Here is a 24,231-nt window from a genome sequence, read left to right on the forward strand (position 1 = left end):
AGTACGACCACCGGCATCACGTAGCCGACACCAGCAACGTGTTCAACGCGTCCGGCACGACCAGAACGTCGCTCCCCGGTTCGACCGCCTCGTCGATGGACGGGCGGGCGTTCATCAGACACTCTTCGACGACCGACGGCGAGTCGCTGTTCGTCACGTACACGTCGTACTCGCGGAGCACCTGCGCTACCACGAACGCTCGTTGGGCACCGGGGGCGTACCCCTCTCGCATCTCCTCGAACAGCGCAGCAGCGCTCTCAGCCCCCGAGAGTCGGTTATAGAAGCGCCGTTCCCCGGTTCCCCGTCCCGCGCCCTCGGAGAGCGTCGCCGGAAGCACGATCCGCCCGCCCTCGCGGAGCGGGTTCTGGTCGCCGAGCGCCACGTACGTCGCGGCCCGCGTCGTCTGGTAGAGGTTCGCGTCCTTCGGCGCGCCGACGCCCGCGATGACCGCGTCGTAGTCGGCCGCGACGGGGACGGACAACGCGTCGCGGGCCGTCGCCGCCAGATCCCGGACGACGGCGCGGTGATCGCCGGCCGCGGCGTCGAGGATCCCGCTCGGCCCGTGGGTGACGTTCAGGCAGAAGTCGACGCCGGCCACGTCGCCCGCCCGGTCTATCGTCTCGCGGAACGGGTTGCCGGCGACCCGGCCGAGGCGGACGCCGTCGCGGGCGAGCATCTCCGGGCCGTGCGTGTACCGGATGATGGGCTCGCCGCCCGCGCCGACGACGACGGTCTTCGCGCCGCCGGAGAAGCCGGCGTACTGGTGCGGTTCGACCATCCCGGTCGAGACCACGTGGTCCGCCGCGGCGACCGCTGGATGGAGTTCGACGGAACAGCCGTCCACGTCGCCCACCTCGACGGCGGCGTCGGCGTCGTGGTTGACCGCCAGGTCGGCGTGGTCGCCGAGCGCCGCCCGGATCTCGTCGTCGCCCATCGGGCGGTGGAGGCCGAGGCCGATCACGACGGTCACGTCGGCGCGGTCCACGCCGCCGTCCCGCAGTTCGTCGAGGAGCACGTCGAGCAGGGCGTCGTCCGGCGTGGCGCGCGTCACGTCCGTCACGACGACCGCCACCTCGTCGCCGGGCGCGACGCGCTCCGAGAGGGTTGGGCCGTGCGGATCCGCGACGGCGCGGTCCGCGGCCTCGCGGGGGTCGACAGCGTCGCCGCCGGGCGGGTCGGCGACGGTCGCATCGGAATCCGGAAGCGAGATGTAAATTCGACCGTCACCCAGTAGAAGGTCACTTCTGGCGTTCATCCGGGGAGAAGTAACGGTACCGATCATGAAAATGCTCCGACCGAAATGAATAGAAGAGGATATGTGATCGCTCCGGCACAAAAGAGAAGAGAATGAGAACATTGTGGGTCTCTGCAAGTGTTGCTAGTGACTTGAACACAGCCAAATCCGATCTTCCTGAAAGTTAACAATGAACAAATATGCGTCACAACCAGCGTCTCGGCGACTATCCGGAACATTTTGTTGGTGACGATTCCCAGAATTACAATGTTGACCTGCTAATTTGTTTTTCTCTATCTCCACTTCCTGTTTTTGCATCTTCTGGAGATTCTTCCAAATGAAACCCCGATTTCGAGGTATTTTCCATGTCCTTCTACAATATCCTCATTCCCATTTTGTGCATTAGCACTTACAGTAGTAGTTAAACTCAGAGCTCCGACAGAACCACTAACTTTTTCCATAAATCTACGTCGGCTATATTTGGAATCTGTGTTGAACATTCCAAATAAAACTAATACAGACCACTTTATAAAAATTATATCTGTATTAATATGAGGTGAAGATATAACTGATAAATAATGTTAACTTATGGCATTGCTATCTCTATCGTATAATACTTACTCTTGTATCTTATATGATTGTAATCAGCGATCTCAGGCCTGCTTTCTTTTGTAACTCCATCCTGTTCTAGTCCTGTTTTGAATTCTCTCTGCTCAGACTCTGTGAGATTATCGAATCTTACATAATCAACAATATCACTATCATTTGTTTGCTTTACATAATATGTTACTTCATGGCCTGTCTCAGTTTGCTGTCTTGGTGGAATTGATATCATTATTGATGAAATCATAACTATAATAACTACTACAAGAAAAATTATCTTTGGTAGCTTTTTCATATATATTCTAATACTTTTCATCAGTATATAAGTACTTTGGGGAGAATGTTATTTATGTTATATTATTATATAGTAATTTAAATATAAATTATAATAGATGGTGGCCAAAGGGTCAATAAGCCTGTCTTGACAGAAACCGATAATGCCACCGAGAAGTACGTTGGCACCATAAATATACATATGACTCCGCTCGGCTCCATGCAGTGGCGGGACCTGCTGTTCGCCCACTATCCGGTCGCGCCGGACCGGCTCCGGCCGCACCTGCCCGACGCCGCGACGCTCGACACGTTCGACGGGCAGGCGTGGCTCGGCGTCGTCTCGCTGACGATGGACGACGTGCGCCCCCGATTCGCGCCGTTCGGGCGGACGTTCCCGCAGGTGAACCTCCGGACGTACGTCACCGTCGACGGCGACCCGGGCGTCTACTTCCTCAGCATGGACGCGGACGAGCGTCTGGCCGTCACCGCGGGCCGGCGGACGCTCGGGATACCCTACTACCGTGCTGAGGCGTCAGTACGCCGTGACGGCACCGACGTCCGCTTCGAAAGCGAGCGCATCCGGGCCGGGGAACCGGACGCGCGGTTCCGGGCGACGTACGGCCCGAACGGGTCACTCGAATCCGTCGAACCCGGTTCGTTCGAGGCGTTCGCCATCGACCGCTACCGGTTCTACCTCCCCGGCCGGTCCGCACTCTACACCGGCGTCGTTGACCACGACCCCTGGCGGCTCCGCACGGCTGCGGCGACCGTCGACGAGAACACGCTGTTCGCCGCTGCTGACATCGGGAGACCGGCCGCGGAACCGCATCTCCACGTTGCACCCCCACGGGCCGTGACGCTCGGAAACGTCGGACGACGGCCGATACGCGCCAGCCCGATCAACGAACCGGTCCGGGTCTGAGAACGGCTCACGCCGCCCCGACTGAACTACGCCCGCGCCCATTCGACCATCCGGGCGTACACGTCGTCGGTCGACAGGGCGTTCGCATCGCCGACGAGTATCAGCGACCGTTTGGCGCGCGTAAGCGCCACGTTCACCCGGCGGTAATCCTCGAAAATAGGGCTGTCGAGGTCGCCGCTGGCGACGAAGGAGACGAGAATGACCTCCTTGGACGAGCCCTGAAACCGGTCGACAGTGTCGACGGTGACGCCGTCCGGAACGCCACGGGATATCTCCGCGACCTGCGCGCGGAACGGGGCGATGACGCCTATATCGGCTAGTTGCACGCCCGCGTCCGCGAGAGTTTCGACGATCTCCGCCACCTCGTCGGCCTCCTCGGCGTCCGTGTGGCGCGCGCCGTCGCCCGGCACGTCGACCATCGTTACCGGGTCCTGCAGGTGGTCGGGAAGCGTGTCCACGTCGACGCCGGACAGGTCAGAGAGTCGCTGACTCGCCACGTCGCCGGTCGCGGGACGCAACGCGCCGTCGTAGAACTCCCGTGACGCGTACGCCTGGATGCGCTGGGCCATCCGGTACTGGCGGTCGAGCATCACACCCGCATCCGGGTGGTCCTCGATGAGGCGCTCGAACAGCGACTTCGTCAGGTCGTTTTCGGTCCTGACGACCGGTGGTAACTGCTCGTGGTCACCCACGAGAACGAACCGGTCCGCGAGGTTGATCGCCGCGAGCGTCTCGGGTTCGGTTAGCTGGGCCGCCTCGTCGACGACGGCCACGTCGAACGACTGCTCCCGCATGACGCGCGACCCGCAGGTCGATGTCGTCGCGGCGACGACCGGAGCCTCTCGGAGTTCGCGGGTACGTTCGCCGGGGTCGCCGCGCTCGGCGAGCCGGACGTCCTGCATGTCTTTGCGGATGCCGCTTTCCGTGCCGACGCGGAGGACGTCCTGAAATCCCTGATCCCGCACCGCCTCCAGGGCGTTGTCCACCGCGCGGTTGGTAAAAGCCGAGAGCAGCACGCGGTCGCCGCGCTCCACGAGCGCCCTGACGGTCCGTGCGATGGTGTAGGTCTTGCCCGTCCCCGGCGGACCGTGAACCAGCGCGAAGTCCTCGGCGGCGACGGAACGCGTCACCGCATCGTTCTGAGCCTCGTTGTTGTCGATGAACGTCTCCGTCTCCTCGCGGAATTCGGGGTCTGCGCGGCCGAAGAGCACGTCTTTGCGGCGTTCGCCGCCTTTGAGCAGGCCGTCGTGCAGCGCCGTCAGCATCCGATCGGCCGAAAGCTCAGAAGGATACACGTCGAGCCGTCGGAGTTCGACGGGTTCGTCCGCAGTGACGACCACTTCCTCGTCGAGGCGTTCGACGCGTGCAAGTTCCGCGTGGCCGGTAACGGGGTGGCCGTCGCTCGCCAGCACCACGTCGTCCTCGCGGATCTTCGACACCGCATCGTCAGTTCGGTCGGCACGGAGTTCCCAGCGGCCGCCGTCGAGTTGCCGGCGGTCGGTCGGTTCGAGGTTGATCAGCGCCCGGTCGTCGTCCGCTCGCTCCTCGCCGGTCTGTTCCCATAGCTTCGCGTACTCGCGGTGTGTCGCGCGGCGCTCCTCCTCGATAGCCCGGTAGAACCGGCCGAAGTACTCGCGTTCCTCCTCGGGAATCGGCCGACCGATCTGGCCGGCTTTGGACTCCTGGTCGAGGCGGCCCGAGACGACCTGGCAGGTGTCCTGTTCGAAGCAGTAATCGCAGACTGCGTCCGCCTCGTGCCCCGTCGGGACGCTCACGTCGTGTTCCATCGCCGCTATCTCGTTGCGCGTCCGGACGACGAACTTCAGCAGTCCGTCGCCGACCGAGAACTCCTTGGCGGGCGAGAGGTCGCCGGTCGCCTCGGAGCGGTCCAGCGCGGAGTTTTTGGTGTACAGCAGCGTTCCTGTGTCGACCGGGACGCCGCGCTCCTGCAGGATGAGCGCGTAGCAGGCGGCCTGGATCTTGTCGTGGAACCGCGGGTCGCGCTTGGTGTTCTTGCCCGTTTTGAGTTCGACGGGCATACCGCGCCTGATGGCGTCGGCACGGCCCTTGATGCCGAATCTCTGGCTGATGAGGGTCTGCTCGCTCCGCCACTCGTCCTGGTCGGTCAGGACGCCCTGTTTCAGCCACCCCTCTATTGCCATCGCGTTCTGGCGGACCTCCTCCTCGACCTCCTCGGCCGTCTTGCCCAGCAGTCCGAGTTCGAGCCCCGCCTCCTCGACGCGGTCAGCGATGGAGTCGTCGAGGTCACGCCCGCGGAGGAGGTCACCGAACACCTCGTGGACGATGGTCCCCTTGACGACGGGGTAGACCAGCGGAATGCCCGATAGCTTGTTCAGATAGTACATCCGCGGGCACTGCACCCACGAGCGGACGTCGGTGACGTCTACGAGGAAGTCCGGTTCGAGCACGACGTAGGAGTCGCCCGTCGTCGCGTAGCCGCCGTCGTAGTCGTCCTCCTCGGCGTCCGTGACGCGGAGCTCCATCCCCGGTTCGACGAGTTCGGCCGTCTCGGTCCACTTGCCCCACAGCGTCACCGGCACGGGGTCAGCGCCCTCCTCGAGCCGCAGTTCGACCTCCGCGAGGTCGCTCTCGCCGTACTGCGTCGAGACGGTACGCACCTCACCGGCCTCCGCAACGGTCCCCCGAATGTTCACTATCACGTCTCTGGTGGTCCGCGGTCAAAAACGCTACTGGTCGTGACACGGAGCATCGTCCCGCGCGGAACGGATCTCCCCAATCGATACGTTCTTTCCCGTCGATTCGCAATATCCTGTCATGCGGGTCCGCGAGTGGGACGACATCATGGAGGACGTCGTGGATAAGAACGTCGACCCCGAGGGCTGGCGCGCCGTCGCCGGCGACCGGGACGGAGGCGTTGGCGAGGACCTCTACCTCGGCCACCCTTCGGGGGGCGTTTTTCACCTGAAGACGTACGCAAAGAACCCGTTCGACGTTCGCGGCGTCGGCGCGCGAGTCGCGCGGAACCTAGACGACGAGATCGGTTCCTACCTGCCCGAGGAGTCCGAGACCGGGCGGTTCGCCGTCCAGTCGCCGCCGGACGACGAGGACGAGGCCAAGGAGCAGGTCACACATCTGGAAGAGGTGATCAAAGCGCATCAGGACGCCCCGACGACGCCGGGCGACCTGTTCGACGACGTGATGGAGGCCATAGACAGTCCCGCGTTCGGGCCGATGGAGTACGACCAGTACGACCGCCCGGACGAACTAGAGGACCTCTCTACGACGTTCGAGGAGGCCGAGGACCTCCTCGAAACCGAGTTCGAGGAGCTAGTCGACGACGACGGTGTCGGCAGAGCGTTCCAGTGACTTCAAGCGGCCTCACGGCGTTCGTGTCCGTATGACTGCTGTCGACACCGTCCGCGAGTACTACGAGTCGCTCCGCCGGGGAGAACCGCTGTACACGTACTTCGCCGAGGACGCACAAACGGCGAAGTTCGGCGTCTCCGAGTCGCTGGTCGGCTACGACGACATCGCAGAGGCGCTGCGGGAACAGACCCGGACGACCGAGGAATGGACGGTCGACACCCGACGACTCAGCGTGACAGAGCGGGGCGAGTACGCCTGGTTCAGCGACGAGGTCGACCTCGCCTGGACCGACGCCGAGAGCGGCAGACGCTTCGCGTTCCCGACTCGCTGGAGCGGGACGCTCGAACGACGGGACGAGGAGTGGGTGTTCGTCGAACTGCACGTCAGCGCACCTCACCCGGAGCTTTCGGGCGGTGAGGGCGGTGACGGGGACTGAGATGGTCGGGCCTTCTCTCTCCGACGAAGAAAGGGAGCAAAAGCGCAAGCGTCTGATGGCCGGGTTCGTCCTCCTCGTCGGCGGTTCGGCGGGTATGATCGCCGTCCAGGGCGGCGCTGACCTCGGCAGCGTCGCCGCCGTGACGGTCGCCGGACTCCTTCTCGGACTCGTGCTCGTGTACTATCTGGCGACTATCGCCCCGTAGCGAGCGGAGCAGGCGACTCCGCGGTGGACTTACTCGCCCAGTGCGGTCCGGTGCTTCTCGGTGTCTAGATTCCGGCCCGAGATCGGTAGGACGACCGTTTTGCCGCTGAGTTCGTCGCGCATTCCGCGCATCGCAGCGACGCTCGCGGCGGCCGCCCCCTCGGCGACCAGCGACTCCTCGATGAGCAGGTCCCGCACGGCCGTCCTGATAGCGTCCTCGCTAACCAGACAGAAGTCGTCGAGGCGGTCGCGCAGCAGGTCGATGGTCATCGCGAACGGGACGCGCGTCGCGATGCCTTCGGCGAACGTTCCCATTTCATCGGCCGGGTCGAGATGCCCCTCGTCCCAGGCCCGGTACATCGCGGGGGCCGCCTCGGACTGCGCGCCGACTACGGTCGCGTCCGCGAGTTCGCCGACAGTGAGACAGTATCCGGCGGCGCTCGACCCGCCGCCGACCGGACTGAACAGGTAATCAACCTCGGGGAGGTCTTCCACGATTTCGAGGCCGGCCGTCCCCACGCCTGCGACGAGTTTCGGCTCGTTCGCGGAGTGGACGTACCGGTACCCCTCCGCAGCGGCCAGTTCTTCGGCGTGTTCTCGGGCATCGTCGAAGTCGTCGCCGTGGTGGACCACGTCGGCACCGAGTCGCTCCATCGCGGTTACTTTCGACGGGTTCGCGTCTCTGGGGACGGCGACGGTGACCGGCACGTCGAACGTCCGGCCGGCGTACGCCACGGACTGACCGTGGTTTCCGGTACTCGCGGCGATCAGTCCGGGGTCGCGGAACGCGTCGTCGAGGTCTGCGGCCAGCGTGACGCCGCCGCGAACCTTGAACGCGCCCGTCGGGAGGGTGTCCTCGCGCTTCAGGTAGACGTCGGCGTCGAACTCGGCGGAGAGCGGTTCACTCCGAACCAGGGGCGTCCGTGGAAGGGTACGGCGAACGACGCGCCGAGCGCGATAGACGTCGGCGGTTTTCGGGGGCGTGCGGTCGTGATACGGGAATAGCGTAGTCTCGTCCGGCGATTCGACCGGATCGTACTGCGACGGCATGGTCGTGACTGCGCGGGGACACCTTGTAACGATACCGCCCCGGCAGACCGAACTGTCGGCCCCTCAGCGCTCCGCCAGGAAGAAGGGCTTCTGGGCGCCCTCTTCCTCAGCGCACGTGTCGGCGACGGACCACTCGTCGAGGACGGTAAACCCGGCCTCCCGGATCTGCTCGCGCGTCGCCTCGGAACCCGCGATATGCCATTCCATCGCTGCGCCGCTGTCGAGCCAATCCGGGTTCGAACCCTCCCACTCGACGTGGCCCTCGGAGACCAGTAGCGGGCTCCCCGGCTTCAGCACGCGTGCGAACTCGTCGATAACGCGTTGGTGTTCGGAAAGCGGTACGTGAATCAGCGAGTGGTACGCCGTGACAGCGTCGAACGCGTCGTCCTCGAACGGGAGCGCTGCCATGTCGCCCTGAACGAGCGCCGCGCGGGGAGCGTTCTCCGTCGCCAGGCGGAGCTGCTCGCCGGAGAAGTCGAGGCCGACCGCCGACACCCCCGCGCCGGCGAGAACCGGAGTCCCCTGACCGCAGCCGGCATCGAGCAACCGCGCGTCGTCCGGGAGGTCAGCCAGCAGATCGTCGAACAGAGTCGTCCCCAGCGTCTCGTCATCGGAGCGCTGTTCGGCGTACGTCTGAGCCAGTGAGTCGTACCCGTCTCGAACGGCTTTCCTGCCAGTCATTCGTTGCTTCTCCCCCCGGTGTTCGCAAGTATCTTGTGTCTCGATCACCCGCCAGTGACGTCCGCTACGGGCGAACCAAGCGAAAGCCGACGCGGAAAGTGAGACGAGAACTGAAAACAGAACGCTCCGACTATTCCGTGGCAGCGAGGGACTCGGACTGTACACTGGGAGGTTTGACGGGGGTCGCGACGACGCGTCCTGAAGCGTGGACTGCAATGTCGCAGTCGGCGTAGCGGAACTCGACGCGTCCGCGAACCGAGTCCGCGTGGTCATCGGCCGAGCGGAACAGTTGATCCAGCGCGTCCGGGTCCACGCAGTCGTGAAGCGGTTCGAGGGTTAGAGGGTCGGCGTCGACGGCGTCAGCGACAGCGAGTACGACGGCTTCGGTGAGCGTTTCGTCCTCGGCGTCGCGTTCGACTGGGGAATGAATTTCCGTGGTCACGTGTACTCTCCTCTTTAGGGCACACCCGTATGGCCTCCGTGGCTACAGTGATACAGCGGGGATGGCGGCGGGGGCTATATGTATTCAGGTCAGTGCGGCCGCGGTACGGGATACCTCAGGGGTCGACGCGCTGCATCCACGTGTGAGGTGCGTCGATCTCGTCGTTCGTCGGCAGGTTCTCCGGGCGCTCCCACACGGCACCGGCGGCGGCGACGCCGCGTTCCTCGGTGACTCTCTCGAAGAACGCTTTCCCGCGTTCGTACTGCCGGCGCTTCAGACCAAGACCGAGCGCGCGGCGGACGAGGCGGGCGAGCGGCCCCCGGCCCTTCCGTCGCTCGTCGAGTTTCCGGCGGAGGTCCGCGTACTCGTCGTCGAACGCGTGGTCCATCAGCAGTTCGGCGTACCCCTCGACGACGGTCATCGCGGCGTCGAGTTCCTTGAACGATTCGCGGTCCAGAGTGCCGTCGGTGACCGCGCCGATACCGCGTTCGAGTTGGTCTTCGAGGTGGTCGGAGAGCCAGGGTGCGGCCCCGAACTCGGCGGCGTGTGTCACCTCGTGGAAGGCGATCCAGCGGCGGAAGCGGGGGTACTCGACGTTCAGACTCTCGGCGGTGCGGACGATGTTCGGGCGGACGAAATACAGCGCGTGGTCGTCCGGGTCGTCCGCGAGCAAGAGGGGGTCGTACTGGCCGAGGACGTTGCGACCCAGAAAACCGAGCATGAAGCTCATCGAACCGGTGTTGACGACGCGTGCGGCACCGGGGAAGAAATCCGCAGTTTCGTCCTCCAGCGGTCGCATGAGCCGGGAGAACGTCTCGACGTTCGCATCGATCCAGTGATGGCGGTGTTGCACCTCGACGGCGCGAGGGAGGTCGAAATTCAGGGCGGACACGTCGCGGACGCGCCGACGAGCGTCGCGGACGTCGTCGGCGTACCCGTCCCGTTCGGCGGCAGAGATATCGAGCGAGCCGGCGTCAGTCGACGCCTTCGCCGCCTCGGCGACTGCACTCCAGTCGATCGGACCGTCGCCCGACGCGGACGTAACGGCCCGGACGCTACGATAGAGACTCACAGTGAATTCACTTGCGTCCGAGAGGACAAAACCCTTCTCCCGGAACCGGGGACGGCCGGCGGTTCGAGATCCTCAGGCGGTCTCTTCGACGGTGTACTCCGGTTCCTCTTCGAACTCCTCGCTACCGTCACTGCCGCCGCGGAACTTCCTGACGACCGCGGCGGTCAAGACGAGTGCAACGAGACCGATCAGCACCTTCCCTCCGTTCCCGCTGCTTTCCTCCTCGACATCGACGGTCGTCCCGCCGTCACCCTCCAGCCTCTCGCTCGTGTCGCGTTCGCCGCTGATCCAACTGGGGGTGAACTGGGGGTCGCCGTCGACGTGTAGTTCGAACAGTGTTATGTCGACCATACTGTACCGTTCGATGGGGACGGACTTATACTGTCGGATGAAACCGGAGTTCGATCCGGCGTCCCGGTTCACCAGTACGACGGCGAACACGTCCGGTGATCGATGGGTGCCGAAGAGACAACGCGGTCGAAAGGACGGCGCGGTCGATGACTGCCGGAACGACAGCGCGTTCGATCACCGGTGATATCGCGTAGACGAGCGGACCTCAACCGGTGCCACCGTGTCGAAACGAACAACGTTTCGTATCAGGAGTTCGAAACGACATTCATGAACGACGACCGGCGCGCGTTTCTAAACGACCTGCTCTCATCGGCGACTCCGTCGGGCTACGAGGCACCCGGTCAGCGAGTCTGGATAGACCGCGTGAGCGAGTACGCCGACGAGATACGCACGGACAGCTACGGCAATGCGGTCGCGGTGAGCGAGGGCGATGGACCCGCGGTAGCCGTCGCGGGTCACGCCGACCAGATCGGGTTTCTGGTCCGCGAGATAGACGACGATGGCCACGTCCACGTCGGGCGAGTCGGCGGCATCGACAAGACGGTCACGCGCGGCCAGCAGGTGACGATTCACGCCGCGGACGGACCGGTCCCCGGCGTCATCGGCCAGACGGCGATCCACGTCCGAGCGGACGACGACGAGGACCCCGGCGAGGAAGCTATCGCGGACCACCACGTCGACATCGGCGCACCGGACGGCGAAACGGCCCGGGAACTCGTCACCGTCGGCGATCCGATCACGGTCGACGGCGCGGTGACGGACTTACAGGGGACGCGCGTCGCCGGCCCGGGGATGGACAACCGCACCGGGATGTGGGTCGCGGCCGAAACGTTCCGGAACGCGGCCCAGGCGGACGTGGACGCCACCGTCTACGCGGTCAGCACGGTTCAGGAGGAGGTCGGTCTTCACGGAGCCGAGATGGTCGGATTCGACCTCGACCTGGACGCGGTCGTCGTCGTCGACGTTGCGCACGCACTGGACTACCCCGACGCACCCAGTGACCGGGCGAGCGACGTGAGACTCGGCGACGGCCCGGTCGTCACCCGCGGGAACGCGAACCACCCCGCACTCGCGGACTCGCTCCGGGAGACGGCCGAAGCCGAAGGGATAAGCGTGCAGTTGCAGTCGTCCCCGACCACCACCGGCACCGACACGAACGCGTTCTTCACGGCCCGTGGCGGCGTGCCATCTGTCTATCTCGGTCTGCCAAACCGGTACATGCACACACCGGTCGAGGTGATCGACACGGACGATATGACGGCTGCAGTTACACTTCTAGAGGCATTTGTTGCCGGTGCAAGCGAGCGCGCACCGTTTAGCGTCCCTATTTGACCGCGCTTACCGGTACGTTTAAGCGTCCGTCGAAAGCCGTTTCCCGTATGAGCGAACGTCCACTCGACGTGCTCGAAGCGTCCGTCGGTGACCAGGTGACCGTCCGACTGAAAGGCGGCGAGGAGTACGACGGGTTTCTCACCGGGTACGACCAGCACATGAACCTCGTTCTGGAGGACGCGGAAGGCGAAGACACAACGATTATACGCGGCGATAACGTCGTAACCATTATCCCATGACTGGTGCAGGAACCCCGAGCCAGGGTAAGAAAAACACCACGACCCACGTCAAATGTCGTCGGTGTGGCGAAAAGTCGTATCACGTCAAGAAAGGTAAATGCTCGTCGTGCGGGTTCGGTAAGTCGAGCAAGCAGCGCGGTTACGAGTGGCAGTCGAAAGCCGGCGAGTAACCACCGACTGACGAGTTTTCCTTTCTCTCGAAAACCACACGCGTAGCGGTAGCCCCGTGGTTTCGGTGTACGAACGCTTCACTTCTATTGTCTGATATAATGGCAGTTCTGGTTTGCAGTGTCTCCCCCAGCAGGTTTCACCGCGCGCTAACGGCGTATGGGTGGAGAGAGGATTGCTGAGTGCAGACGTTCAAAGAGTTGTTCACGAACGTGTATATTTGTCACCGGAGAGACGGAGAATCAGACACGTTTGCGAGGATTTATCCCGGCCCGTTCTCTACAACCGTCCATGTCAAACGGGCGGGCCGAGAGGCGATCCCAGGACGGCATGACCGAAAAGTGCGGCGTCGTCGGTATCTCGCTCGACGGACGCGATTCCGCACGCCCGCTTTACTACTCCCTATACGCGCTTCAGCACCGCGGGCAGGAATCAGCCGGTATCGTCACGCACGACGGGTTCCAGCAACACAGTCACGTAGAGATGGGACTGGTCGGAGACGCGTTCTCGGAGGACGACATCGAGAGCCTGAACGGGCCGTCGGGGATCGGTCACGTCCGATATCCCACTTCGGGCAGTGTCGACTCCAGTTGTGCACAGCCCTTCTCCGTCTCGTTCAAGAGCGGGTCGCTCGGGCTCTCGCACAACGGCAACCTCGTCAACGCCGACGAGATACGCGACGAACTCGCGGACTCCGGCCACGCGTTCACGTCCGACGGCGACACCGAAGTCATCGCCCACGACCTCGCGCGGAACCTGTTAGAGGAGGACCTCGTCCGTGCCGTCAAACAGACGATGACTCGTATCCACGGGTCGTACTCGCTCACTATCACGCACGACGATACGGTGATGGGCGTACGCGACCCGCAAGGCAACCGACCGCTCTGCATCGGCGAACTCGATGACGGGTACATTCTCGCGAGCGAGAGTGCGGCCATCGACACGCTGGACGGAGAACTGGTCCGAGACGTCAAGCCCGGCGAACTCGTTATCCTCCGGGCGGACGGACAAGGGTTCGACAGCTACCAACTCGTCGAGCAGAAACAAACCGCACACTGCTTCTTCGAACACGTCTACTTCGCCCGCCCCGACAGCGTCATCGACGGGAAGCGCGTCTACGAAGTCCGGCGCGACCTGGGACGGAAGCTCTGGGAGGAAAGCGGCATCGACAGCGATGTTGTCCTCCCCGTTCCCGACTCCGGCCGAGCGTTCGCTTCGGGGTACGCCGAGGCCGCGGACGACGTCGAGTTCGCGGAAGGGCTGATGAAAAACCGCTACGTCGGCCGGACGTTCATCATGCCGACGCAGGACGAGCGAGAGCGCGCGGTCCGCCTCAAGCTAAACCCCATCAAAAGCACCATCGAAGGGAAGACGGTCACGATCATCGACGACTCAATCGTCCGCGGCACGACGTCGACCCAACTCGTCAAACTCCTCAAGGACGTGGGTGCCGAGGAGGTCAACGTCCGCATCGGCGCACCGCCCATCGTCGCGCCGTGTTACATGGGCATCGACATGGCGAGCCGTGACGAACTCATCGCCAGCGACAAAAGCGTCGAGGAGGTCGCCGACGAGATAGATGCTGATAGCCTGGCGTACCTCTCGAAAGACGCCGTCGCCGAGGTGCTCGAACAGTCCCGCGACGACCTCTGTATGGGCTGTGTCACCGGGGAATATCCCTACGACATCGAGGGCGAAGAGGCGGACCGGGAGATCACCCGGACAGAGGTTCCGGCCGACGACTGAGCTAACTGATAGGGATCCTTATACTTCAGTTCGGTATTTCGCTGACGTGGAGCCGTCGAATACCGGTCTACAGGTACAACGAACACTGTGAATAGGTAGCACACCACCACCATCCTTTTCGTCCGATCGGAACGACCGACAACTATGCCAGGCGCGACCTTTCTCCGCGGCGAGACTGTATCGCTCCGTACGGTCGAATCGGACGACATCGAGTTCCTCCGCGACGCCGTCAACCACCCCGACGTGTGGCGTACCACGCTGATGTCGACTCCGAAAAACTCCGAGCAAGAGCGGGAGTTCTTCGAAGAAGTCGTCTCGGACGAGGACTCGGTCGACCTGCTCGTCACCGCGGACGACCGGCCGGTCGGCATGGTATCGCTAAACACCGTCGACGAGGAGAACGGCGTCGGCGAACTCGGCTACTGGATCGTGCCGGACGAGTGGGGCAACGGCTACGCGACGGACGCCGCCCGGACGCTGACCGAGTATGCGTTCGACCAGCGTCGACTCCACCGCGTGCAGGCCCGCGTCGTGGCGTTCAACGACGCGTCGGCGCGTGTCCTGGAGAAGGCTGGGTTCGAACGCGAAGGGGTCCACCGCGAAGCCGTCTTCGTCGACGGCGAACATCGGGACGTCGTCTGGTACGCTCGGCTGGTGACTGACCAGTAGAGATCGGACGGCGTCGCGGATCAGTAGAAGAGATACAGCAGCGCGTACACTACCTCGCCGAGCGTGAACGAGATGAGCCACAGCGCGGCGGCGACTCGGCCGACCGTCGCGTGCCTCGTCGACGGAAGCTCCGCCACCGAGTGCGTCCACGCGAGCAGGAGGACGTAGTAGACGAGCGGAATCGTGAGAATGGCGAGCAGAACGTGGATAGCCAGTATCGGGAGGTAGACGTACGTGTAGACGGTCTCCGGCCCGGGAAACGCCGCAGGGCCTTCCAGCACGATCCGGTACAGATACAGCACGAGAAAGGTCGCGAACAGGCTGAACGTGATGAGCATCAGCGCTCGGTGGCGGCCGACTCGCCCGCGTCGGATCGCGTGGATCCCGCCAGCGATGGTTCCGATAGCCAGGGCACTGAGGACGGCGTTTACGTGCGGGATAGCGTCGACGAACCACCCCGGCGCGCGGGGAAGGACGGTTCCCGGTATCGCACCGAGAGCGGCACCGAACACGAGCGCCAGCGAAACGGCAGTGAGCAGGCCCGTCGTCGCCGGAATGTGTTCTCTGACCCGGTGTTGCATAGCCTATCCTTATTGCCGCGGTCCCAAAGACGTTCCTTTCACGACTGGCAGAGATCGCGTTCCGTAGTATAATAATGAGCAAGCGCTACAGAGTTAATTACTATAAGTATTAATAGCGAATACTTGAGACTAGCGCACTGATTTGTGGATCCAGGTGTACTGTCGTGGCGTGTACAGACTCGGAACGGTTCTGATGGTCGTCCTCGTCGTTCTCTCGGGATGCGTCGGTGCCACCGGCGGGGACGGCGGACCCACCGAGAGCAACGTGACCACTTCGGAACTGACACCAACGGCGTCACCCGACGGGTCTGGAAACGGGACGCTTGAACTGCACTTCATCAACGTCGGACAGGGCGCGGCGACGCTCGTGGTCGGGCCGTCGGGCGAGACGATGCTCGTCGACACGGGCCATTGGACGGACGACGGCGACCACGTGCTTCGGTACCTGCGTCAGCGCGGGATCCGCCGGATCGACTATCTGGTGACGACACACGCCGACGCCGACCACATCGGTGGACACGCTGCCGTCATCGAACACTACGAGACGAAAGCGAATGGGGTCGGAGCCGTCTACGACCCGGGGATCGCCGCCAGTACGGCGACGTACGACGAATACCTGTCCGCCGTGGAGAAACACGACGTGACGCTGTACGAGACGCGGGAAGGCGATTCGATACCGATGGAGGGCCTCGCTATCGACGTGCTCGGCCCGCCAGAGAAGCGACTCGATGACGGCGCGCGTAACGAGAACAACGTCGTCCTTCGACTGCGACACGGTTCCGTCTCGGCGCTCCTCCCCGGCGACGCCGAACACGTACAGGAAGCGCATCTCGTCGACACGTACGGCGTCGAACTGAACGCGACCGTCCTCGCGGCGGGCCATCACGGGTCCAAGACGAGCACCGGCGACGAACTGCTGACCGCGGTCAGTCCGGAAATGGTGGTGGTATCGAGCGCGTACGATTCTCCGTACGGCCATCCGCACAACGAGACGCTCCGCCGCCTCGCCGACTCGCTGATCCCGACCTACTGGACGGGGGTGCACGGTGACGTGGTGGTGATCAGCGGTGGCGACGCCGTCAGCGTCCGAACCCAACAGAGCGCGATGACCCAACCGTTACGACTCCGCGACGTGTCGCCGGTCGCACCCGAAAACGGAACGGCTCCCGTCACGCGAGCGACGATCAGCGCCGGCGGTCCGGTGGACGACGCTCCGGCATCGACGGTAGTCGCGGACGGCGGTGCGGACCTGCGGATCGCCGCGGTCCACCAAGACGCCGCGGGCGACGATTACGAGAACCTGAACGGCGAGTACGTGACGCTCGAAAACGCCGGCGATGACGATGTCGAACTCTCGGGATGGACGCTCTCGGACGAGTCCGGCGAGACGTACACGTTCCCGGACGGCGTCTCGCTGGCACCCGGCGAGTCAGTGACTATCTACAGCGGCAACGGAACGGACACCAGCACCGATCTGTACTGGGAGGCCGGGCGACCGATCTGGAACAACGGCGGCGACACCGTCACCGTCAGAAACGACCGGGGAGAACTCGTTGTTCAGGAGACGTACGGATGAACGGAACGTACACTGGCGTAGTCGACCGGTTCGAAGACGACAGCGCTGTCCTGTTGCTCGAACGCGAGGGAGACGTAGTCGGGCAAGCGACGCTCCCCCGCGATTCCTTGCCCGAAGCGGCGAACCACGCCGACGCCGTGCTCACGGTGACGGTCGAGGATAACGCAGTGGAACGTCTCGAATACCGCCCGGACGAGACGAACCACCGCCGAGAGAACGCACAGGACCGGTTCGACCGGTTGTCCGAACGTCCGCCCGACGACGATAATTGACGTGATCCTATAAATTCATTTGTCATTACTTCCCTAAAATATCCTATAACTTCACCTATTAATTTATAAGAAAATTTCAGATAATTTGAAAAGGTTCTGTCTCGTTGTTCCGAGTGCAATGTCCAATCAAGACGCACTCAAGTCGTTCCTCGCAGACCACCCACGAATGATCGGCGCGCTGTTCATGATCCTGCTGCTGACTGCCTCGGCAGGGACGGCCGCAGCGGGAGTGGCTACAGGAACAGGTGGCCCCTAACTAGTTTTCGTCGACGGTCAGATCTACAGGCGACGACAGGTCATTCCAACGGAGTTCTCCGTCGAGTTGGACTGGGCTGCTGTGTGAGGAGAAGTAATCACGAAGTTCGGCCTCCGTCAGTCCTGTAGCTTCGCTTGGGCCCGGTAACAGACAATTCTCCGAAGTCTGTTGCAACTTAAGTAGTACCGTGGATCCGATCTGAAATTCCCTGGTCGGATACATACGAACGGATAGATCATACAAACCGTCATCACGGGGTGTAACCTCGCAGACGCCTGGCGGTCCTCCTTCGGATTGAGCAATATCTGCACCGCCATCACCGACGATAAGATACTGATCACCGATGCGAGTGTGTTCCCGAACGAGGTCGACCGCCGCACGGAGCTTAAAGCCGAGGTTGATCAGATGGGCAAGGGCTTTCCCGATCTCGATAGCGTGTTCGTTCACTACGTCGCTTAGCGTTCCGACACCGCCGGTGGCACCGCGCTTTGCCATCGCTATCGCTTGGTTGTACGACCGACAGGCATTGAGCAGGAATACCTCGACATCGATCTCGTCGAGTTCCCGCACGTCGAGATCCCCATCCGAGCATTCGAGACCATCAGGAGTCGCGTGGCCGATGTAGTGAAGGAAATCTATGTTGCCGTCCAGAAGTAACGTTTCGAGTTCGTCGGTCGAGATCTGGACGTAGGACTCGACATTGTACGGAAGTTCGTCTCTGCGTCCGTACACGCTATCAAGGGAATCGTGTTCGGCTATCATCCGATCGTCATTGCAGACGACAGTGATATCTATTTGACTTGAGCGGTTTTCCCTCGACACCCGGTTCATGAACGCTTCAGTGGTTGCTTTCGTGGCTCCCCGAGGAACGTGCTTTCCGAACCAGGAGTGTTCGAGCGACTCGTTCGTCGTTTCCGGTTGGACGAACGTAACGTCGTCGTCGCCCGTCGTCGCCCCGGAACGAACCAGCGGTTGCGAAGTCTCTGATTCAGCGGTGCCACCGCCGGGTGCCCGTGAGTAGTTTGCCGCAGTCGTTCTCGGTCGAGAGATTCGAGTACCGCGCGGTTCCCGCACGATACCTAGTTCGTTCACCACGAAGGGAGTCGGTATGATCCCCTCGGGACTCGACGGAATGTGTGCCGTGAGAGTCCACTGCGGGATGTACTCCGAGACGACTTCGTACGGTATCTGAAGGTACTGTTCTAATTGTTCCTGCAGCGGTTTGTCGTACAGTTCCGCGATATCGAACGGAAGGTACTGTTCGACCATTCGCCGCTCTCGGAGGTCCATCTGGTAGATGCCCTCCGTGCGCACGATACAGTCGAGGAAAAACACCTGCCGGAGAAGACACGAGACTTCGTCCTCGAACCACCGTCGACTGGCGAGGTCACGCGTGAAGCCGTTGGTCGTTTCGATCCTCGGTACGTCGCCCGCAACGACCTCTGCACCGAGATAAAAGGCGAGCGAAGAGACCGTATAGATGTACCTGTACTCCGGGGGAACGACGATCCTGATTCCCGTGTCCGGTGGCTCGATATGACTCGGAATCTCCAGCGAATCACCTCGTTCGAACAGCGGGGGATGACCACGGAGGGTCGGGTACGAACGTTCGCACGATGTCGTTTTTAGTGCCGACGAGAGAGTCCCAACGGCAGTCATGAGGTCGTGCGGGTCGTCCGGGACGGTTATCGTCCCTGCGGGCTGTTTATGATACGACCGCATACCGAGGTACATCTCTGTGTTACCGTCGAACTCGATGTACAGATAGTTCCCACCAGTGTTGATCGTCATCCCGCTCGTCACCTGGAGATACACCTTGAGGGGGCCGTGAATATCGATACTGTAGGTAGCGGGTTCGAATTCCTTCGTTTCGTGAGATTTTATTTCAGTTTGGAATTCTCCTTTCCCGTCATGAATATGGACTCCGTCTAATCTGTCGATATACAGTCCTTTACTCTCAAAACGACATGCCCGACTTACTGGAAACCAGAATTGGTCTGAGTTTACTTCGTCGAGAGTGACCGGGTCCGGGGTCCGGATCGTAAACTGGCGTTGTTCCGTGAAGTCGACTAACTTGATGCCAGTCGGATTATCCGTAGGCGAGTATTTGATGGTCATTTCCCGGATACCTTCTGATGTAACTTCTATCGCAATGGAACGGTAAAAACGTGTTCCAAGACACTAAGTGTATTAACAATAACACGTTGCGTCGGTCAGCGCTACATCTATCCTGTGCAGTGCTATTCCGGCAGAAGTTGTGCGTGGGTGATGTCCGCGAAGGGATATCACCTGCATCGACTTCGATGGGCGCTCGCGGTTTGCTTGCGCCGTTGCGATGCGTGGGACCGGATTTGAACCGGCGGACCCCTACGGGACAGCGCCCTCAACGCTGCGCCGTTGGCCTAGCTTGGCTACCCACGCTCGCGGCGTCTTGCTGCATTCATCTCTATCCAGTGGACTGATTAAAGGACTTTCGTTTCGTTCGCCGTTCCGGCGGCGAATTCCCGCGAGTACGCTCGTCGGTATCAGGGAGCAGTGAAAATCGGGGTGTTAAAACCGGTTCCCCCGTTACGGGGTGTATGGCCAAGTACTCGACGGGCGGATCGTCGGGGTCAAGCGACGGCGACGCATGCGAACTCTGCGGGACCGAGAGCGACTCGCTCCGCGAAGCTAACGTCGCCGGCGCGCAGCTCCAGGTGTGTCAGGAGTGCGCACCCCACGACGATAACGCACACAAAGACGAGAAAAGCGAGACGAACCAGTCCCAGGGCGACGACCGACAGCGCAGGGCGGTACAGAACGCGGCGAAGTCCAGTCCCGCCTGGAACGACGACTCCGAACACTGGGAGGAGGAAGGCACGAACTACGACGACGACCAGTTGCCGTATCTGGTCTCTGACTACGGGAGCGTTCTGCAGGAAGCCAGGCAGGACGCCGGACTCCAGCGGGAGGAACTCGCTGAAGAACTCGACGCTGACGAGGCCGACCTGCTGGCGATAGAGCAGGGCCGAGCGACGCAAGCCGGCGTCGGCGGTAGTCTCGTCCGGGCGCTCGAACAGCGGCTAGACGTCGAACTGGCCGAGTCAACGTGAATTTCAGCACACCGTGGTTGCGGCAGCCGTTCGATAGACGGACCGTCGTGTGAATAGAGTCGGCGCGTCAGTCGTCGAATCCGCCGAGACCCACGGGCGACAGTGTCGTCGGCGGTCAGCTTTTTGCCGGTCCGGCGTGTCGGAACGTCTGATGAGCAGACAAGCCGCTGCCGAACCGTACACGACGAGGTTCGAGACGGGGATTTCGGCAGTAGACGGCAGGGACGTGACGCTGGAGACGACGTATTTCTACCCCCAGAGCGGCGGACAGCCCGCGGACCGAGGAAAGATAGACGGCAAGGAAGTGGTGGACGTACAGGTAACCGACGACGGCGTAGTCCACCGTCTGGCCGAGGCACCCGGGTGGCGGCCGGGCCACAGGGCGCTCTGTGAGGTCGACTGGTCGTTCCGCATGTACTGCATGCGCGCTCACACAGCCAGTCACGCACTGTACGGTGCCGGCCGGAGGGTGTTAGACGACCTCGGATACGGCGGGTTCGGTATCGACGACAAGAAGATCCGGATCGATTTCCGGACCACGACGGACGTGACGGACGAGACGCTCGTCGAACTCGAACGCCTGGTCAACGAGGCGGTCTGGGACTCCCGGGACGTTTCCTGGGAAGAGGTTCCGGTCGAGGACGCACGCGAACGCGACGATGTCGCGTTCAACACGAAGACCGAGGAGGGAGTGTTCGGCGATAGCGACACCGTCCGCGTGGTCACTATCGAGGGATGGGACGCGGCCGCGTGCGGTGGCACACACGTCCGGAACACGCGAGAGATAGGTCCCGTAACCGTGATCGGCAGGTCGAACCCCGGAGAGGGGCTGACGCGCGTCGAGTTCGCAGTCGGAACGGCCGGTATCGACCGCCGGACGACCGAGAAGTCGGCCGCGTTCGAGGCGAGTACCGTTCTCGGGGCGAACGTGACGGAGGTCCCTCAAGCCGCCCGACGCCTTCAGGACGAGGTCGCCGAATTAGAGGCGGAAGTCGAGGAGTTGCGAGAAAACCTGCTCGACCGACGAGTCGCGGACCTGTGCGAAGATGTCGAAGAGCGCGGCGGACGAACCGTGGTCGCGGGAACGGTCGACGGAGTGGGGCCAAACGACGTCGACGACGTGGTTCGGGAACTGGCCGGAGACGTCGCTGACGTGGTCGCACTGGTCGGGAGCGACCGTCCGCCGTTCGTGGTGGTGGGGTCGGAAACGGATGCTACAGACGTTATCGACGACGTTACCGCCGAGTTCGGAGGTGGTGGCGGCGGTTCGGACCGCGTCGCACAGGCGGGCGGACTCGACGGAGATCCGGACAGAATCGTCGAGTACCTGAAGACTGGCGACTCGCCTTGAGAGTGAGGGCCGTTACGGTGGGACAAAACAGGGCGGCGTGAGAACCGCTCTCACGGATCCCCGCTGGCTGCAAGCCAACAGGACAGGCATGACCTGCCAGCGTTAGATTGGATGGGTTTCTTCAACCTAAATTTTTTTATTCCGGGGAGAGTAAAACAGTCCAGACTGGCTGGAAATCAACAATAGGACCGTTGAGGTCTCCGTTATGGAAAAGGAACCGACCACCATTGATATATCCGGAAACCCCCATTTATGAGCAAAGATAATGCACGGAACGCTTGATACGCTGGAGTTCGTCGTCGGGTCCTCGGCACGTCGCGAAGTGTTGTCGAGGTTGGCGTCGGGACCAGCGACCCGACAGACGGTGCTCGACGACACGCCGTCGAGCAAATCCTCGGTGTACGATTCGCTGAACAAACTCGACGAACACGGGTTAGTGTACCAACAGGAAGACAACACATGGGCGACGACGGCGGCAGGACAGGTACTGTCGGACGCGATAGCGCGATGCGAGCGGACTGGGTCGGTCCTCAGCGAGGACGGCGAGTATTGGGAGCGCCACGACGCATCTGGAGTTCCCGATAAGTTCAGAGCGGAGTTCTTCACGCTGGACGATCACGAGATAATTCGGTCGCCGGACTCGGACCCGTACCGGGCGTCCCGACGCGTGGCTGACGAGATCGCCGCCGCGGAATGTATCTCAGTTGTCACTCCCGTCTATCACGACCGGTACGCGGAAGCGCTTAACGAATCACCGGACAGTGACCGACGACTCGTCGTCACCCCGGAACTGATCCAGCGGATAGTCGTGGACAGTTCCGAAGAGGTCGAGGGCGCAAAACACGTCGAGTCGAGGGTGTACGACGCGTCGTTCGCGATGGCAGTCTCCGACGAGACGCTGTTGCTGTCGCTGCCAAAACTCGACGGCTCGTACGACCCTCAGACCGAGGTAGTTGTAGAGACTGACGCTGCCGTCGATTGGGGGACCCGCCTGTTCGAATATCTCTGGGAGCGGGCGGAAGATACCGAGCAGTTCGTAGCGGACCGGTACGACGAGTCCGAACGGGACGCGTAACGTTCACCTTTTTTACTTCACAATCGAAGAGTATGGTATGGAGTTATCCGCTGAACAACGCGCCGTCCGCGACGTGGTCCGAGAGTTCGCCGAGGAGGAGATCCGTCCCGTGGCACGTGAGGCCGACGAACACCAGTCGTTCCCGGAGGACGTGTGGGACGGCCTCGCAGACCTCGATCTCACGGGGCTTACGGTTCCCGAAGAGTACGGTGGATACGACGCGGACCGCCTCACCTACAGCGTGGTCAACGAGCAGGTCGCTTACGGGACGCTCTCGGTCGCGACGGCCCTTTCGGTCCACTGCCTCGCGACCTCCTGCATCGCGACGTTCGGGAGCGAGGACCAGAAGGAGCGCTGGCTGCCGGAGATGGCCGACGGCCGACCGGTCGGCGCGTTCGCGCTCTCGGAGGCGGAGGCGGGGTCGAACCCGGCGGAGATGACCACCGAGGCGCGCAGGGAGGGCGACGAGTACGTCATCAACGGCGACAAGCAGTGGATCACGAACGGGGAGCGCTCCGGCGTCGTTATCCTCTTCGCCAAGACCGACCGGGACGACCCGAACAGTATCACGCAGTTTCTCGTGCCGAAAGACGCCGCTGAGGTTTCCTCGGCGAGCGGCCGGACGCAGTCCGGCGACACGGATGGTCTCGAAGTGGGCAAGAAGGAGGACAAACTCGGCCTGCGGGCGAGCGATACCACGTCTCTCACGTTCGACGACGTTCGGATCCCCGCGGAGAACCGCCTAACTGAGGAGGGGAAAGGACTGAGCGCCGCGCTCTCGATCCTCACCGGCGGCCGGATCGGCATCGCGTCGCAGTCGGTCGGCCTGGCACAGTCCGCACTGGACGAGGCGAAAGCGTACGCCGGGGAGCGCGAGCAGTTCGGCAAACCGATCGGTGACATCCAGACGATACGGCACAAACTCGCGGACATGGCGACGCAGGTTCGGGCGAGTCGCCTGTTGACGCGGGACGCCGCCGCGCGCGAGGACCGCGGCGAATCCGTCCGGATGGGCGCGAGCATGGCGAAGTACTTCGCCAGCGAGGCGGCGATGGACGTGACCAACGAGGCGGTCCAGATCCACGGCGGGTACGGCTACGTCACCGAGGGCGACGTCGAACGCCTCTACCGCGATGCGAAGATCACGACTATCTACGAGGGCACGAGCGAGATACAGAAGACGGTGATCGCCCGGGAGATGCTCGACTAGTCGGCCTGCGCTGTTTCGGACGTATCCTCCCGTTCGGACGAGGTCTGC

At 62.5% G+C, this 24,231-nt stretch carries 28 protein-coding genes and 1 tRNA gene; 17 read left to right on the forward strand and 12 right to left on the reverse strand.

The genetic code is table 11. The features are described from left to right. Window positions 1-16: 16 nt before the first annotated feature. The 3 genes from EYW42_RS05540 to EYW42_RS05545 form a co-directional block, all read right to left on the reverse strand. Complete coding sequence (locus tag EYW42_RS05540) at window positions 17-1,255, reverse strand: lactate racemase domain-containing protein (protein ID WP_135534264.1); 1,239 nt, start codon at window positions 1,253-1,255, stop codon at window positions 17-19. Between the two features lie 272 nt (window positions 1,256-1,527). Next, window positions 1,528-1,695 (reverse strand): hypothetical protein, encoded by a 168-nt coding sequence (locus tag EYW42_RS19425; RefSeq protein WP_161972911.1) that lies wholly within the window; start codon window positions 1,693-1,695, stop codon window positions 1,528-1,530. A gap of 125 nt (window positions 1,696-1,820) precedes the next feature. Then, window positions 1,821-2,132 (reverse strand): hypothetical protein, encoded by a 312-nt coding sequence (locus tag EYW42_RS05545; RefSeq protein WP_135534265.1) that lies wholly within the window; start codon window positions 2,130-2,132, stop codon window positions 1,821-1,823. 180 nt (window positions 2,133-2,312) lie between these two features. Between EYW42_RS05545 and EYW42_RS05550 the strand changes: the two genes are divergently transcribed. Continuing rightward, the gene (locus EYW42_RS05550; protein WP_135534266.1) at window positions 2,313-3,032 is read left to right on the forward strand and encodes a YqjF family protein; all 720 of its coding nucleotides are present in this window, start codon (window positions 2,313-2,315) and stop codon (window positions 3,030-3,032) included. A gap of 26 nt (window positions 3,033-3,058) precedes the next feature. Here EYW42_RS05550 and EYW42_RS05555 read toward each other — a convergent pair whose 3' ends face one another. Then, window positions 3,059-5,707, reverse strand: a complete 2,649-nt coding sequence (locus EYW42_RS05555) for an AAA domain-containing protein (RefSeq protein ID WP_135534267.1) — start codon at window positions 5,705-5,707, stop codon at window positions 3,059-3,061. A gap of 121 nt (window positions 5,708-5,828) precedes the next feature. On the opposite strand from EYW42_RS05555, the gene EYW42_RS05560 reads away from it, so the two are divergent. From EYW42_RS05560 to EYW42_RS05570, 3 genes are read left to right on the forward strand one after another with little or no spacing between them, the layout of a single operon-like run. Next, window positions 5,829-6,380 (forward strand): hypothetical protein, encoded by a 552-nt coding sequence (locus EYW42_RS05560; protein WP_135534268.1) that lies wholly within the window; start codon window positions 5,829-5,831, stop codon window positions 6,378-6,380. Window positions 6,381-6,411: 31 nt separating this feature from the next. After that, window positions 6,412-6,816, forward strand: coding sequence for a nuclear transport factor 2 family protein (locus EYW42_RS05565; RefSeq protein ID WP_135534269.1), 405 nt, complete (start codon window positions 6,412-6,414; stop codon window positions 6,814-6,816). Between the two features lies 1 nt (window position 6,817). Beyond that, on the forward strand, window positions 6,818-7,021 hold the full coding sequence (locus EYW42_RS05570) for a hypothetical protein (protein ID WP_135534270.1): 204 nt from the start codon (window positions 6,818-6,820) through the stop codon (window positions 7,019-7,021). A gap of 29 nt (window positions 7,022-7,050) precedes the next feature. Here the strand turns inward: EYW42_RS05570 and EYW42_RS05575 are convergent, their stop codons facing one another. The 5 genes from EYW42_RS05575 to EYW42_RS05595 all read right to left on the reverse strand — a co-directional run bounded on the left by EYW42_RS05575 (window position 7,051) and on the right by EYW42_RS05595 (window position 10,616). After that, window positions 7,051-8,070, reverse strand: coding sequence for a threonine ammonia-lyase (locus EYW42_RS05575; protein WP_135534271.1), 1,020 nt, complete (start codon window positions 8,068-8,070; stop codon window positions 7,051-7,053). A gap of 63 nt (window positions 8,071-8,133) precedes the next feature. Beyond that, entirely contained in the window at window positions 8,134-8,751 is a 618-nt protein-coding gene (locus tag EYW42_RS05580) for a class I SAM-dependent methyltransferase (protein ID WP_135534272.1), read from the reverse strand. A 130-nt stretch (window positions 8,752-8,881) separates the two neighbouring features. After that, window positions 8,882-9,193: a HalOD1 output domain-containing protein gene (locus tag EYW42_RS05585; RefSeq protein ID WP_202613818.1), complete on the reverse strand. Its 312-nt coding sequence runs from the start codon at window positions 9,191-9,193 to the stop codon at window positions 8,882-8,884. A 115-nt stretch (window positions 9,194-9,308) separates the two neighbouring features. Then, window positions 9,309-10,265: a zinc-dependent metalloprotease gene (locus EYW42_RS05590; protein ID WP_135534273.1), complete on the reverse strand. Its 957-nt coding sequence runs from the start codon at window positions 10,263-10,265 to the stop codon at window positions 9,309-9,311. Between the two features lie 72 nt (window positions 10,266-10,337). After that, complete coding sequence (locus EYW42_RS05595; protein ID WP_135534274.1) at window positions 10,338-10,616, reverse strand: hypothetical protein; 279 nt, start codon at window positions 10,614-10,616, stop codon at window positions 10,338-10,340. A 13-nt stretch (window positions 10,617-10,629) separates the two neighbouring features. Between EYW42_RS05595 and EYW42_RS19430 the strand changes: the two genes are divergently transcribed. From EYW42_RS19430 to EYW42_RS05620, 6 genes are all read left to right on the forward strand, one after another. Then, window positions 10,630-10,800 (forward strand): hypothetical protein, encoded by a 171-nt coding sequence (locus tag EYW42_RS19430; RefSeq protein WP_161972912.1) that lies wholly within the window; start codon window positions 10,630-10,632, stop codon window positions 10,798-10,800. Window positions 10,801-10,883: 83 nt separating this feature from the next. Then, the gene (locus tag EYW42_RS05600) at window positions 10,884-11,948 is read left to right on the forward strand and encodes a M20/M25/M40 family metallo-hydrolase (protein ID WP_135534275.1); all 1,065 of its coding nucleotides are present in this window, start codon (window positions 10,884-10,886) and stop codon (window positions 11,946-11,948) included. 47 nt (window positions 11,949-11,995) lie between these two features. After that, window positions 11,996-12,187, forward strand: a complete 192-nt coding sequence (locus EYW42_RS05605) for an LSM domain-containing protein (RefSeq protein ID WP_135534276.1) — start codon at window positions 11,996-11,998, stop codon at window positions 12,185-12,187. After that, window positions 12,184-12,357, forward strand: coding sequence for a 50S ribosomal protein L37e (locus tag EYW42_RS05610; RefSeq protein ID WP_135534277.1), 174 nt, complete (start codon window positions 12,184-12,186; stop codon window positions 12,355-12,357). Before EYW42_RS05605 ends, EYW42_RS05610 begins: the two co-directional genes overlap by 4 nt. Before the next feature lie 328 nt (window positions 12,358-12,685). Next, a complete protein-coding gene (gene purF, locus EYW42_RS05615; RefSeq protein ID WP_135534750.1) occupies window positions 12,686-14,101 on the forward strand; it encodes an amidophosphoribosyltransferase in 1,416 nt (471 codons plus the stop codon). 144 nt (window positions 14,102-14,245) lie between these two features. After that, window positions 14,246-14,770, forward strand: a complete 525-nt coding sequence (locus EYW42_RS05620) for a GNAT family N-acetyltransferase (protein WP_135534278.1) — start codon at window positions 14,246-14,248, stop codon at window positions 14,768-14,770. Between the two features lie 20 nt (window positions 14,771-14,790). Here the strand turns inward: EYW42_RS05620 and EYW42_RS05625 are convergent, their stop codons facing one another. Next, complete coding sequence (locus EYW42_RS05625; protein WP_135534279.1) at window positions 14,791-15,351, reverse strand: DUF420 domain-containing protein; 561 nt, start codon at window positions 15,349-15,351, stop codon at window positions 14,791-14,793. Window positions 15,352-15,520: 169 nt separating this feature from the next. Between EYW42_RS05625 and EYW42_RS05630 the strand changes: the two genes are divergently transcribed. The 3 genes from EYW42_RS05630 (at window position 15,521) to EYW42_RS19745 (ending at window position 17,455) form a co-directional block, all read left to right on the forward strand. Next, window positions 15,521-16,927: a lamin tail domain-containing protein gene (locus EYW42_RS05630; RefSeq protein WP_237561283.1), complete on the forward strand. Its 1,407-nt coding sequence runs from the start codon at window positions 15,521-15,523 to the stop codon at window positions 16,925-16,927. After that, window positions 16,924-17,199, forward strand: a complete 276-nt coding sequence (locus EYW42_RS05635) for a DUF3006 domain-containing protein (RefSeq protein WP_135534280.1) — start codon at window positions 16,924-16,926, stop codon at window positions 17,197-17,199. Before EYW42_RS05630 ends, EYW42_RS05635 begins: the two co-directional genes overlap by 4 nt. A 118-nt stretch (window positions 17,200-17,317) precedes the next feature. Further along, window positions 17,318-17,455, forward strand: coding sequence for a DUF7503 family protein (locus EYW42_RS19745; RefSeq protein WP_168192961.1), 138 nt, complete (start codon window positions 17,318-17,320; stop codon window positions 17,453-17,455). Here the strand turns inward: EYW42_RS19745 and EYW42_RS05640 are convergent, their stop codons facing one another. Both EYW42_RS05640 and EYW42_RS05645 read right to left on the reverse strand, forming a co-directional pair. Further along, window positions 17,456-19,246 carry a hypothetical protein gene (locus tag EYW42_RS05640; RefSeq protein ID WP_135534281.1) on the reverse strand — a complete coding sequence of 597 codons (1,791 nt, stop codon included), beginning with the start codon at window positions 19,244-19,246 and terminating at the stop codon, window positions 17,456-17,458. Window positions 19,247-19,791: 545 nt separating this feature from the next. Next, window positions 19,792-19,876, reverse strand: a tRNA-Leu gene (locus EYW42_RS05645). Window positions 19,877-20,034: 158 nt separating this feature from the next. Here EYW42_RS05645 and EYW42_RS05650 point away from each other — a divergent pair. The 4 genes from EYW42_RS05650 to EYW42_RS05665 all read left to right on the forward strand — a co-directional run bounded on the left by EYW42_RS05650 (window position 20,035) and on the right by EYW42_RS05665 (window position 24,183). Further along, a complete protein-coding gene (locus EYW42_RS05650; RefSeq protein WP_135534282.1) occupies window positions 20,035-20,547 on the forward strand; it encodes a multiprotein-bridging factor 1 family protein in 513 nt (170 codons plus the stop codon). A gap of 151 nt (window positions 20,548-20,698) precedes the next feature. Then, window positions 20,699-21,898, forward strand: a complete 1,200-nt coding sequence (locus EYW42_RS05655; RefSeq protein WP_135534283.1) for an alanyl-tRNA editing protein — start codon at window positions 20,699-20,701, stop codon at window positions 21,896-21,898. A gap of 265 nt (window positions 21,899-22,163) precedes the next feature. Next, window positions 22,164-22,973, forward strand: a complete 810-nt coding sequence (locus tag EYW42_RS05660) for a helix-turn-helix transcriptional regulator (RefSeq protein WP_135534284.1) — start codon at window positions 22,164-22,166, stop codon at window positions 22,971-22,973. A 37-nt stretch (window positions 22,974-23,010) separates the two neighbouring features. Beyond that, window positions 23,011-24,183, forward strand: coding sequence for an acyl-CoA dehydrogenase family protein (locus EYW42_RS05665; protein ID WP_135534285.1), 1,173 nt, complete (start codon window positions 23,011-23,013; stop codon window positions 24,181-24,183). Window positions 24,184-24,231: the final 48 nt, after the last annotated feature.

The sequence above is a fragment of the Halostella pelagica genome (assembly GCF_004762015.1).
In the GTDB taxonomy this organism is placed as follows: domain Archaea; phylum Halobacteriota; class Halobacteria; order Halobacteriales; family Natronoarchaeaceae; genus Halostella; species Halostella pelagica.